Source organism: Ramlibacter sp. (assembly GCF_028292805.1).
GTDB lineage: Bacteria > Pseudomonadota > Gammaproteobacteria > Burkholderiales > Burkholderiaceae_C > Ramlibacter.
Genome location: NZ_JAQGLS010000222.1, coordinates 38,864 through 50,505 on the forward strand (window position 1 = coordinate 38,864; position 11,642 = coordinate 50,505).

At 68.0% G+C, this 11,642-nt stretch carries 10 protein-coding genes, 1 other RNA gene and 1 pseudogene; 8 read left to right on the top strand and 4 right to left on the bottom strand.

Translation table 11 applies throughout. The features are described 5' to 3' along the window. Position 1: 1 nt before the first annotated feature. The 3 genes from JWP65_RS13965 to rnpB all read left to right on the top strand — a co-directional run bounded on the left by JWP65_RS13965 (position 2) and on the right by rnpB (position 2,146). Positions 2-778: a DUF3025 domain-containing protein gene (locus JWP65_RS13965; protein ID WP_299764708.1), complete on the top strand. Its 777-nt coding sequence runs from the start codon at positions 2-4 to the stop codon at positions 776-778. A 69-nt stretch (positions 779-847) separates the two neighbouring features. Next, positions 848-1,720, top strand: coding sequence for a protease HtpX (gene htpX, locus JWP65_RS13970; RefSeq protein WP_299764710.1), 873 nt, complete (start codon positions 848-850; stop codon positions 1,718-1,720). 66 nt (positions 1,721-1,786) lie between these two features. Next, an RNA gene (gene rnpB, locus JWP65_RS13975) (RNase P RNA component class A) lies at positions 1,787-2,146 on the top strand. Positions 2,147-2,193: 47 nt separating this feature from the next. On the opposite strand, the gene JWP65_RS13980 is transcribed toward rnpB, so the two are convergent. Then, positions 2,194-3,828: an MBL fold metallo-hydrolase gene (locus tag JWP65_RS13980; RefSeq protein ID WP_299764713.1), complete on the bottom strand. Its 1,635-nt coding sequence runs from the start codon at positions 3,826-3,828 to the stop codon at positions 2,194-2,196. Between the two features lie 43 nt (positions 3,829-3,871). Beyond that, positions 3,872-4,411 (bottom strand): carboxymuconolactone decarboxylase family protein, encoded by a 540-nt coding sequence (locus JWP65_RS13985; protein ID WP_299764715.1) that lies wholly within the window; start codon positions 4,409-4,411, stop codon positions 3,872-3,874. A gap of 195 nt (positions 4,412-4,606) precedes the next feature. On the opposite strand from JWP65_RS13985, the pseudogene JWP65_RS13990 reads away from it, so the two are divergent. Further along, a pseudogene (locus tag JWP65_RS13990) lies at positions 4,607-5,599 on the top strand (Bug family tripartite tricarboxylate transporter substrate binding protein). A gap of 179 nt (positions 5,600-5,778) precedes the next feature. Here JWP65_RS13990 and JWP65_RS13995 read toward each other — a convergent pair. Together JWP65_RS13995 and JWP65_RS14000 are read right to left on the bottom strand one after the other, a co-directional pair. Continuing rightward, the gene (locus JWP65_RS13995; RefSeq protein WP_299764717.1) at positions 5,779-6,822 is read right to left on the bottom strand and encodes a DUF4325 domain-containing protein; all 1,044 of its coding nucleotides are present in this window, start codon (positions 6,820-6,822) and stop codon (positions 5,779-5,781) included. 319 nt (positions 6,823-7,141) lie between these two features. Next, complete coding sequence (locus JWP65_RS14000) at positions 7,142-8,644, bottom strand: NAD(P)-binding domain-containing protein (protein WP_299764719.1); 1,503 nt, start codon at positions 8,642-8,644, stop codon at positions 7,142-7,144. Between the two features lie 98 nt (positions 8,645-8,742). Here JWP65_RS14000 and JWP65_RS14005 point away from each other — a divergent pair, with 98 nt between their 5' ends. From JWP65_RS14005 to xerC, 4 genes are all read left to right on the top strand, one after another. After that, a complete protein-coding gene (locus JWP65_RS14005) occupies positions 8,743-9,297 on the top strand; it encodes a 2-hydroxychromene-2-carboxylate isomerase (RefSeq protein ID WP_299764721.1) in 555 nt (184 codons plus the stop codon). 7 nt (positions 9,298-9,304) lie between these two features. Further along, positions 9,305-10,174, top strand: a complete 870-nt coding sequence (gene dapF / locus JWP65_RS14010; RefSeq protein ID WP_299764723.1) for a diaminopimelate epimerase — start codon at positions 9,305-9,307, stop codon at positions 10,172-10,174. Between the two features lies 1 nt (position 10,175). Next, positions 10,176-10,877, top strand: a complete 702-nt coding sequence (locus JWP65_RS14015; protein WP_299764725.1) for a DUF484 family protein — start codon at positions 10,176-10,178, stop codon at positions 10,875-10,877. 5 nt (positions 10,878-10,882) lie between these two features. Continuing rightward, a partial coding sequence (gene xerC, locus JWP65_RS14020) for a tyrosine-type recombinase/integrase (RefSeq protein WP_299764727.1) occupies positions 10,883-11,642 on the top strand: 760 nt, incomplete at its 3' end.

Here is an 11,642-nt window from a genome sequence, read left to right on the forward strand (position 1 = left end):
AATGGCCGCCGCCGTCGACTGGGCCCAGCCCTGGTTGGCGCCGTGGCGCCCGCTTGGGGAGGCGGTCGCCGCGCGGGTCGATGCCGGGATGGCGCTGCACGATGCCCTGAACGCCGCCAGCGGGGCGCCGGTCCGGTTCGTGAGCCAGCACGAGCTGCCGGGCGGCGCCGCCTACGAGCAGTTCATCTTCGCCAGCGGCCTGTGCCCGGTGCGTCCGGGCCTGCACGACTTGTTCAACGGCCTGTGCTGGCTGCGCTTTCCGCGGGCCAAGCGAGCGCTCAACCGGCTGCAGGCGCAGGAGATCGCCCACGCCGGCATCGTCGCTAGGCGCGGTCCGGTGCGCGACGCCATCACCGTGTTCGACGAGAACGGCGCCCTGCTCGATGCGCCGCTGGAGCTGTGGGAGGCGCTGCAGCAGCGGCACTGGCGCCGCCTGTTCGTCGACCTGCGGCCGCTGTGGGCGCAGGCGCGGCTGCTGGTTTTCGGCCATGCCTTGCTGGAGCAGCTGGTGCAGCCGCGCAAACCGCTGACGGCCCATGTCTGGCGCGCCCAGTGCGCGATGGGTCCAGGGGCAGATCCGGACGCCTGGCTGGCGGCGCACGCCACCGCGGAGGCGCTGGCGGCCAAGCCCTTCACGCCGCTGCCGGTGCTGGGGGTGCCGGGCTGGTGGCCGGAAAACCAGAACTTTTCCTTCTATGATGACTCCCTCGTCTTCCGTCCCGCCAGGCCTGAAGAACCCAGAACGACAAGACCGGCGGCGGACCCTGCGGGCCCTTGATTTCGGCCGGCGGCAGCCTCATCTGCCTCGCAGGGGTGAACGTCTTCCACCCTTCGGAGCTTCCTCGCAATGAAACGCATTCTTCTGTTCGTCATGACCAACCTCGCGGTGGTGGTGGTGCTCGGCATCGTCACCAGCCTGCTGGGCGTGAACCGGTTCCTCACGGCGAACGGGCTCAACCTGCCCATGCTGCTGGCCTTCGCCGCCATCATCGGCTTCGGTGGCGCCATCATCTCGCTGCTGATCTCCAAGCCGGTCGCCAAGTGGAGCTCGGGCGTGCAGCTGATCGACGGCACCGGCAGCGCCGACGAAGCCTGGATCGTCGCCACCGTGCGCAAGTTCGCCGACAAGGCCGGCATCGGCATGCCCGAGGTCGGCATCTTCCCGGGCGAGCCCAACGCCTTCGCCACCGGCGCCTTCAAGAACAACGCCCTGGTGGCGGTCTCCACCGGCTTGCTGCAAGGCATGACGCGCGACGAAGTCGAGGCGGTGATCGGCCACGAGGTGGCCCACATCGCCAACGGCGACATGGTCACCATGACGCTGATCCAGGGCGTGATGAACACCTTCGTGGTGTTCCTGTCGCGGGTGGTCGGCTACCTGGTCGACAGCTTCCTGAGCAAGGGCGAGCAGCGCTCGGGCCCGGGCATCGGCTACTACGTGACGACCATCGTGATGGACATCCTGCTCGGTTTCGTCGCCGCCATGATCGTGGCCTGGTTCTCGCGCCATCGCGAGTTTCGCGCCGACCGCGGCGCGGCCGACCTGATGGGCCGCAAGCAGCCGATGATCAACGCGCTGGCCCGCCTGGGCGGCATGGTTCCGGGCGATCTGCCCAGGGGCCTGCAGACGGCCGGCATCACGTCGGGCGTGGGCAAGCTGTTCTCGAGCCACCCGCCGATCGAGGAGCGGATCGCGGCGCTGCAGGCGGCGCAGCAGTAACGCCCCGACAGCAGCAAAGGCCGCCTCCGGGCGGCCTTTTGCATTGCAGCGGATAATCCATCCCGTGAAGCCCTCCAGGCCGTCGCTGGTGCAATTGCCGAAAGGCAGCACTGGAGGAACGTCCGGACTGCACAGGGCGGCGTAGCAGTTAACGGCTGTCCACCGCGAGGTGAGGATCAGAGCAACAGAGACGAGTCGCGGTGCCTTGGCAACAAGGTGCTTCGGGTGAAACGGGCAATCTCTACGCGCAGCAATACCAAGTAGGCCGGCACGGGGTGGCAACACCCCAGCCCCTGTGTCCCGGGGGTTGTCGGCGGGTAGGTAGCACCGAGCCGGTGGGGCGACCCCCGGCCCAGATGAATGACGGTCACGTCCGGCCCGCAAGGGCCGAACGCACAAAATCCGGCGTATCGGGGGACTTCACACAATTTCGTCACCTGGAAAACGCTGCAGCGTTTTCCAGGTGACCGCCGTCAGCCGGCCAGCTGCAGCGCCTCGATTCGCTGCACGTGCGCCAGCAGCGAGCGCTTGGCCACCGGCCACATCCGAGGCGGCACGTCCGCGTAGGCCAGTTCCACCCAGTCTTCCAGCGTGCCGCCCGGGCGCTCGCGCATGGCGGCGATGACGCGGCCCTCGCGCTGCAGGCGGTGCGACTTGAGCGTGGCGATGGCCTGGCGCGCGAAACCCAGCACGTAGCCGTGCGCCGGCAGGATGAACTCGATGGCGTAAGTCGTGCAGGCTGCCGTGAGCAGGTCCAGCGACTCCAGGTAGTCCGTCATGTCGCCGTCCGGGGGGTCGACAACGGTGGTGCTGCCGTTGAGGATGTGATCGCCGGACAGCAGCAGGCCGTCCTCCAGCAGCACCAGGCACAGGTGGTTGGCGGCGTGACCGGGCGTGTGCAGCACTTTCAGGCTGTGGCTGCGGCCGGCGCCGGAGACCGACAGCACCTCGCCGTTGCCGGCCACGCGGTCGGGCGTGAACTCGCTGGCCGGGCGCGCGGTCGGCGCCGAGGGCAGGCCCAGGATCGCAGGCCTGGTCCGGCACAAGGCCTGCAGCGGCCTGGCGCCCGGCGAATGGTCGGCATGCGAGTGCGTGCAGACGATCAGGCGGACGTCGCCGCCGCTGGCGCGCCAGACCCGCTCGATGTGCTCGGGGTCGTTCGGGCCGGGGTCGACCACGATATAGCCGGTGTCCGGGTCACCCAGAATGTAGGTGTTGGTGCCGGGGCCGGTCATCACGCCGGCGTTCGGCGCCGTCAGCCGCACCAGGTTCTTGAGCAGCGCCACCGGCTGGTCCACGCGCCATTCCAGCCGATGCAGCAGCTGGCCGTCGGGGCAGACCATGGCCAGCTCGCCGAACGGCGACTCGTGCTCCATGTAGCGCGCTTCGGCGCCGTTGAGCAGGCCGGCGCGCGGGCAGCTGGTCCACAGCGGCTGCTCGCTGGCGCAGGCGGCCAGCACCTGGTCGACCGTGGCGAATTTCTCCAGCCGCTCCAGCGTGCGGATGGTCGGGAAGATCATGAAGAACTGGCCGGCGTGGTGCCGCCCCAGCGCATCGGCAGCACGCACCCACAGCGGTTCGAACTGTTCGGCTTCGTCCGCCACCGGCGCCTGGCCGGCCGGCATGCGGGCCACCAGGAAAGGAACGTCGAAGCGGCGCGGCAGGTCGCGGTCGGTGACCCAGTGCGCCAGCACGAACACCTCGTCGGCGGCCAGCACCAGCCCGTGCCGCTCGCACTGGGCGGCGAAGGGCGCGCGGCGGTCGAGGGCGGCAACGTCGGCCGCGTCGGCCGGGCGGCCGTCGCGGTGCCGCGCCAGCAGCACGCCCAGTTCCTCGAAGCTTTCGCGGATGGCGGCGATGGCCTGCGTCAGGCGGTCGTCGGACTGGGTGGGGCGGCGCGCGGCCACGGCATGCGCCCGGGCGTCGGCAGCATCGATGCCGCCGCCGGGGAAGACATAGGCGCCGGGCGCGAAGCTGGCGCTGGGGGAGCGCCGCGTCATCAGCACCTGCACCCCTTGCGCGCTGTCGCGCAGCAGCAAGACGGTGGCGGCAGGGCGCGTGGCTGCGGGCTCGCGCTGGGAATGCAACAGCTGGCTGGCTCTGACCATGTGGCGGATTACAGCACGGCGGCCCACCACTGGCCGGCGTGCTTCAGTGCTCCGGCGTCACGCCCAGCGCCACCAGGAAGCGCGCAACCATGTTGTAGGTGGCGATGGCGGCCGTGATCTCCACCAGATCGGTGGTTTCGAAGCGCTGCTTCATCTGCGCGAACAAGGCGTCGTCCACCTTCACGCCGCGTGTCATCTGCGCGGCGTAGCGGGCCACCAGGGCTGCGTCGCCGGACAGGCCGGCGGGCAGGGCGCCCGCTGGCGCTTTGGCAAAGGCCTGCAGCGCATCCAGGTCGGCCTGCGTGCCGCCGGCGGCCAGGTAGTCGGGCGCGTGGTGGTGGTACTCGTAGTCCGCGCCGGTCAGCAGGGCGACCATGCAGATGCCGAGCTCGCGCAGCTTGCGGCTGGCGCCCAGGCCGGTGCGCACGTTCTTGAGGTACACGTTCCAGCCCCGGGCCAGCGGCTCGCTCCACAGCAGCGCCTTGTCCAGGTTGATCAGGGTGCCGCCGCGGCGCTCCAGGATCGCGTTCACCAGGTCGTCGGGCTGCGGCTTGGTCTCGGGGGTCCAGTCGGGGATGCGCATGGCGCCATTCGAAGTCGAAGAATGCGAGCATACGGGAGTGGTGGTTGCATGGAAGGATCCGGCTTTGGCGGTCCTCTTCGGACTGGTCGAGCTCCTGAAAAACTCCCCGGCGGTTTTCATGTGATGCACATAAGCTCATGTCGCCACGGCGCAGTTGGACTTGCCACAATGGCATATCGACCTCAGGAGTTCCCAATGCCTTTCGCCACCAGCCGCCGTGCCCTGTTCGGCCTGCTCGCCGCCTGCGCCTTCGCCCCCGCGGCGCAGGCGCAAGGCAGCTGGCCCGAGCACCCCATCACCATGATCATGACCTTCCCGGCCGGCTCCGGCGTGGACGTGGTGGCGCGCACCATCCAGTAGCCACTGGGCAAGCTGCTGGGCCAGCCAGTGATCATCGACTACAAGGTCGGCGCCGCCGGCAACATCGCCAGCGAATACGTGTCGCGCGCCAAGCCGGACGGCTACACGCTGGTGTTCGGCACCGCCGCCACCCACGGCAGCAACGCCGCGCTGTACAAGAAGCTGCCGTTTGACGTGGAAACCGACTTCGTGCCGGTCGCGCCCATCCTGGACGTCTCCAACGTGCTGACCATGAATCCGGAGGTGATGAACGTCAAGACGATGAAGGAGTTCGTCGAGCTGGTGCGCGCCAATCCCGGCAAGTACAACTACGCATCCACCGGCAACGGCACCGGCACCCACATGGCTTTCGCCGAGATGAATTCGCGCCTGGGCCTGGCCATGACGCACGTGCCTTACAAGGGCGGGCCGGAGGCGATGACCTCGGTGCTCAAGGGCGAAACCTGCTGCATCATGAACCAGGTGCAGACGGTGCTGCAGCAGTACAAGGCCAGCAAGGTCAGGCTGCTGGGCATCACCACCGCCAAGCGCGTTGCGGCGGTGCAGGAAGTGCCCACCATCGCCGAGAGCGGCATTCCCGGCACCCAGGGCTTCGACAGCTCGATCTGGTTCGCGGTGTTGGCGCCCAAGGGCACCGACCCGGCCATCGTCACCAAGCTCAACGGCGCCACCCGCACCGTGCTGCAGACGCCCGAGGCCAAGGCCAAGCTGGAAAGCCAGGGCAACGCCGTGCGCATCGAAACGCCCGAGCAGTTCCGCGTCACCGTCCGTGCCAACCGGGCCAAGTGGGCCGAGGTGGTGAAGGCGGCGAATATTTCGATCGATTGAATGCAGGTGGTCGCAGGGTCTAGAGAAACTCTGATCTGGCGCTGATTCTGTGGAAAGCGAGCGTACGCGGTGCCCGGATTGTCCGAACGCGTGGCTTGGAGCTCCCCTTTTTCCGGGCTGCGGCGCCGCACGTTGCCTAAGCCTTGCCTCCGAAGCTCGCGCGTTATGAGTCGCTCCTTCTAGGATCCGGAGTTGTGAGTGCGGGCGCGAGCGATCATTTCCCTGATGTTCTTATTTGCGTTGATCGGAATCAGCTCGATCTCCTTATGCTCGGTCGCGAAAACCCGAAATATCTGGTCAGCGAACGACTGCCCGATCATCTCGACGCCGGCGAAGTCAAAAACAACTTTGGTGAAAAGTTCCACTCGCGCAAGAACACGCTTGGCTTGAGACCGAGAAACAAGCTCATCGGCACCATACTTCGCCAAGTTCACCGGGACCACGGTTTTATTGAAGCCATAGTCATCGCCCGACGAGTATTCGTCAAAGACTTTCTTTGTCGTAGCGGCCGTGTGGTTGTGAAGCTCAAGAAACACGGAGGTCCCAGACCCTGGCTTGCTGCTCTCAATCATCCAGTCCTCAGTCTTGCCCCGATCATGATTGAAGTAAACGCCGCCCGAGAGAATGTCGAACTTGTCGAACATTCTTGAGGTGAAGAAAATGCCCTCTCCCGAGTGATTCTTGGGATCAGTGGTCAACTTGCCCTTCGTCAGTTCGAACAGCGCATGACGTTCATCCAAGAGATCCAGAGCGGCCTGAATTTTCTTGAAAATGCCCATCCCATCGTCCCGGATCTGAATTTCTGTTGATCGCGCAGTTTTCTTCATCGTGACCGAGATCAGCGTGCCGCCAGAGTGGTCGATGGCGTTATTGAACATTTCCGTGAAGCCGTGGTGCCAGATATTCAGTACGTTGTCAGGCAAGTCGCCCAGCGCCGGCTTGACGTGCTCCGACCACACCAAGTCCTCCGCCAGCCCCGGCTTGATCGTGAACACGAACCGAGCTTCCGACAGCGGTGCCAATTTGTAGAGCGGAGCCCTGGCACTTCCATCCATCGTGATGGTCCCTTGCTCTCGAAGTCGCAAAAGATGCTTATTAACTGCTTGGCGGGTGATGCCGAACTTGGCGCTGACCAATGACGCGATGTCGCCGTTGTGATCCTCGACGTTGTCGAGAATGAACCGGCGCACCTTCTCACCCTGCTCACGGACTTTACTGCTCATGTATGTTCGTCAACCTTTGTTGATTAAATTGTCAACCCTAAAGACAGATTTGTCAACCTTGTGGTGCGGACGGTGAGCGGCGATGCCATCGCTTGAGGTATCGCTCCGTCGGGCTCGTTTCTCGACGAATGAGGTCCCGCTGGGATCATTTGGAGCGCTCAGCAGCAGATCCGAATCATCGCCGGCAGCTCGCCGGTGAAGATTCCGACGCTATCGCCGAAGCGGTCCTTGGCCTTGCCCGGCGCATCGCGTCCCGAGTCCGCACATCCGGAACTGTTGGCGTACTTAGCTGCGCATGTGACCGCACGAGCGCTGCTGCCTAGGAGCGCTCGTTCGGCGGCACGTACCAGCGGGTCGGCAGCAGTTCCGGCTCCTCGTGCGCCAGCAGCCGCTCCCAATGCGCATCGGCGTCGGCCATGAACAGGTCGCGCGCGATGGCCTGCGCCAGCCGATTCGCACCGACCGCCAGGCCAGGAATGTCGCCGGCGATCGCGCCGTGGCTCATGGTGCTGCCCCAGTTGAACAAGTGCATGTTGCCCAGCACGGCCGCTTGCGCCGGGTCGGTCGAGCGCAGCTCAAAGCCGGATCCCAGGTAGGGAAAGCGCGCCGGCTCCGGCTTGGCCAGCGCCTGTTCCGCCGTCACGTGGTTGGCCCAGGTGTCCACCAGCGGCAGGTAGCGCGCCAGTTCGTGCCGGTCCAGCAGGTCGACGTCGAAGCCGGTGCCGAAGATGACTGCGTCGAAGCGCTCGCTGCCGGCCGGTGTCGTCACCGCCACCCCGTCCGCATCGGCGCGCACGTCCAGCCAGGGCGCCGCCAGCCGCAGCGTGAACGCCTCCTGGGCGTCGCAGCGGCGCACCGTCTCCCACGGCGGCGGCACCTGCTCGTCGAAGATGTAGGTGTAGATGCGCCACTTGCGCGCGTCGTCCAGCGCCTCGAAGCCGCGGAAAAAGCCGGTGAACGCCGTCCACTTGCTCTTGTTGACCTGCGGCAGGATGGGCCGGCGGGCGAACAGCGTCACCCGTGCGCCGGCTTCCAGTGCGCAGGCGGCGTTGTCAAAGGCGGAGGCGCCGGCGCCCAGCACCGCCACCTGCTGGCCGCGCCAGCGCTGGAAATCGATCGCATCGGCCGAGTGGAAGACGCGCTCGCGCGCGGCCGCGTCGTCGCGCCGCAGCGATGGAAACTCGGGCCAGCGCGGCGCCCCACTGCCTTCGCGGCCCAGCGCCAGCACCAGCTTGCGCGTCCACACGGTTTCTGCGCCGGCGGCCGAGCCCAGCCGCACCCGCAGCAGGCCGGCCTCGTCCTCCACCGACAGCAGCATCACCCTGTTTTCCACGCGCAGGCCGACCGTCTCGCGCACCCACAGCAGGTAGTCGCGCCAGTCGAGGCGGCCGATCTTGTGCAGCGCCGCCCAGCCGCGCTCGCCGTGCTGCGCCTCGTACCAGGCGCGAAAGGTCAGCGACGGCACGCCCAGGTCGGGCCCGGTCAGGTGCTTGGGACTGCGCAGCGTCAGCATGCGGGCGAAGGTGCCCCAGGGACCTTCCTGGCCGCGGGCGGCACGGTCGATCACCCGGAAGTTCGAGATGCCTTCGCGCAGCAAGGCGTAGGCGGCGGTCTGCCCGCACATGCCGGCGCCGGCCACCAGCACGTCCAGCACAGTCTGGCCTTGTGGTCCGAGGGCGGGCAGCACCCAGTTGGCGGGCGGCAGGTTCAGCCGCGCCAGGTCGGCACTGGCCTGAAGGGCCAGCCGCGCCAGCGCCGCTGTGTCGCGCGGGCTGGAGAGGGATTGCGCCGGAACCGGCGGCAAGGGGGAGGGAACGTTCACTGTGAAGAAGATAATCCGCGGATGACGACACAACTGGACTGCTACTACAGCTGTCTTCGCCGTGGGCCTATTTTGCCGGGCCGCAGCTGCAGGACCTCGTGCGCCGGCACAAGGTGAAGCTGGTGCTCAAGCCCTACGACTTCCAGGCCGTGGTGCTGCAGACCGGCGGTATTCCGATCCGTACCCGGCCGGCGCCGCGCCGCAGCTACCACGCCGAGGAGCTGGCCCGCTGGCGCGACCACCTGGGCATGCCGCTCAACGTGGAGCCCAAGTACTACCCGCAAGCCATGCCGGCCGACCCGGACTGGAACAAGGTCACGGGCTGGATGGTGATCGCGGCCCAGCAGCAGGGGCTGGACGCCTTCGTGCTGTCGCACGCGCTGTTGCGCGCGCTGTGGGCCGAAGAGCGCGATACCTCGCAGCCCGAGGTGCGGATCGCGGTCGCCAGCGAGAACGGCTACGACGGCGCGGCCCTGCATGCGCTGGAGCGGGCGCCGGCCACGCTGGCCCGCTACCAGGCCTTCAGCGCGGAAGCGGTCCGGCGCGGCGTGTTCGGCGCGCCCACCTTCATCATTGAAGGCCAGCCGGAGCGCTACTGGGGGCAGGATCGATTGTTCTTCCTCGACCGCGCGCTCGAGAAGCTGCGCCGATAATCTGCCGATGCGGATCCGATTCACCAAGATGCAGGGCGCCGGCAACGACTTCGTCGTGCTGGACGAGACGCGCGAGCGCCTGCCGCTGAGGCCCGCCCATTACCGGCAGCTGGCCGACCGCCATTTCGGTGTCGGCGCCGACCAGGTCCTGTCGGTGCGGCCGGCGCCGGCGCCCGGCATTGACTTTGAATACGTGATCCACAACGCCGACGGCGGCGAGGTGGAGCAGTGCGGCAACGGCGCCCGCTGCTTCGCCCGCTACGTGGCCGACAAAGGCCTGGCATCGAGCCGCCAGATCCGGGTGCAGACGCTCTCGGGCGTGATCGCACCGACGCTGGACGACGACGGCCGCGTCACCGTGGACATGGGCCCGCCCGTGTTCGAGCCGCCAGCCGTCCCGTTCGACACCGCCGGCCTGTCCCCGCATGCCGCTGGCGGGTGGGAAATGTGGCACCTGGCGCTGGGCGCCGAGCCGGACGCGACGATGGTGCCGCTGGCCGTGCTGTCCATGGGCAATCCCCATGCGGTGCAGGTGGTGCCGGACGCCGAGGCGGCCGCCGTCGCCACCGAGGGCCCGCTGATCGAGCACCATCCGCGCTTTCCGAACCGCGTCAATGCCGGCTTCATGCAGGTGGTCGATCGCGGCCGGATCAAGCTGCGGGTGTGGGAACGCGGCGCGGGTGAGACACTCGCGTGCGGCACCGGCGCCTGTGCCGCCGTCGTGGCTGGCGTCCGGCTGGGCCGGCTGGACGCGCGCGTCGATGTGGAAACACACGGCGGCCTGCTCACCATTGCCTGGGCCGGCGGCGCGGCACCGGTCTTCATGACCGGGCCGGCCGTGACGGTCTTCGAAGGCGAAATCGAATTGCAGGACTGACATGCTGACCATGGGCAACGACCAGATGAACCCGATCACCGAAGACGACATTGCCAACTACCTGGCGAACAGTCCGGACTTCTTCGAGCGCCACGCCCAGCTGCTGGCGGCGGTGCAGCTGACCAGCCCGCACGGCAACCGCGCCGTCAGCCTGCAGGAGCGGCAGGCCGAGATGCTGCGCGAGAAGATCAAGGCCCTGGAGCACCGCATCATGGACATGGTGCGCCACGGCAACGAAAACATGGTGATTTCCGACCGGGTGCACCGCTGGGCCCGCGGCATGCTGCTGGTGCAGTCCACCCGCGCCTTGCCGGCCACGCTGGTGACCGATCTGCAGAGCCAGTTCATGGTGCCGCAGGTGGCGCTGAAGGTCTGGGACGTGGATGCGCGCTACGCGCAGGAGCCGTTCGCGCAAGGCGTCAGCGAAGACGCCCGGACCTTCGCGGCGTCGCTGACGCAGCCGTACTGCGGCGTCAACTCCGGCATCGAGGCCGCGGGCTGGCTGGGCGATCCGGCCACCGCCATGTCGATCGCCCTGATCCCGTTGCGCGCCGGCGCGGTGAACAGCCCGGGCCCGGCCTTCGGCATGCTGGTGCTGGCCTCGCCCGACCCGCAGCGCTTCCAGTCCGGCCTGGCCACCGATTTTCTCGAGCGCATCGCGGAACTGGCCAGCGCCGCGCTGTCGCGGCTGCGCCCGCGCTGAGAACCGTGACCGACGAAGCGGGCCTGGTCGAGCGCTACCTCGAGCACGTCCGCGTCGAAAAGCGGCTGGCGGCGCGCACCGTCGAACTCTATTCGCTCGACCTGGGCAAGCTCGTCGACAACGCCGCTGCTGCCGGCGTCGCCCTGACCCAGGTCCACAACGCGCACATCCGCCGCTGGGTGGCGCAGATGCACTCCGGCGGCCGCAGCGGCCGCGGCATCGCGCTGATCCTGTCCGGCTGGCGCGGCTTCTACACCTGGCTCGGGCGCGAGGGGCTGGTGCAAAGCAACCCGGCGCAGGACGTGCGCGCGCCCAAGGCGCCCAAGCCCCTGCCCAAGGCGCTGAGCGTCGACGACGCGGTGCAGCTGGCCGAGTTCAACAGCGACCTGGCGGACCCCTGGATGGAGGCGCGCGACGCCGCCATCGTGGAGCTGCTGTACGGCTGCGGCCTGCGGGTGGGCGAACTGGTCGGCCTCGACGCCCAGGCCAGCAGCGCCGCCAAGGGCTGGATCGATTTGCAGGCCGGCGAGGCCCACGTGCTGGGCAAGGGCAGCAAGCGGCGCAGCGTGCCGGTCGGGCGCAAGGCGCTGGAGGCGCTGCGCCACTGGCTGGCGCTGCGCGCGCTGCATCCGCATGCCGGCGCCGTGGCGCTGTTCACCGGCCGCCACGGCGCCCGCCTGGGCGCGCAGGGCGTGTGGCAGCGCCTGAAGCAGCGCGGCCAGCAGGCCGGGCTGGCCACGCCGGTGCATCCGCACATGCTGCGCC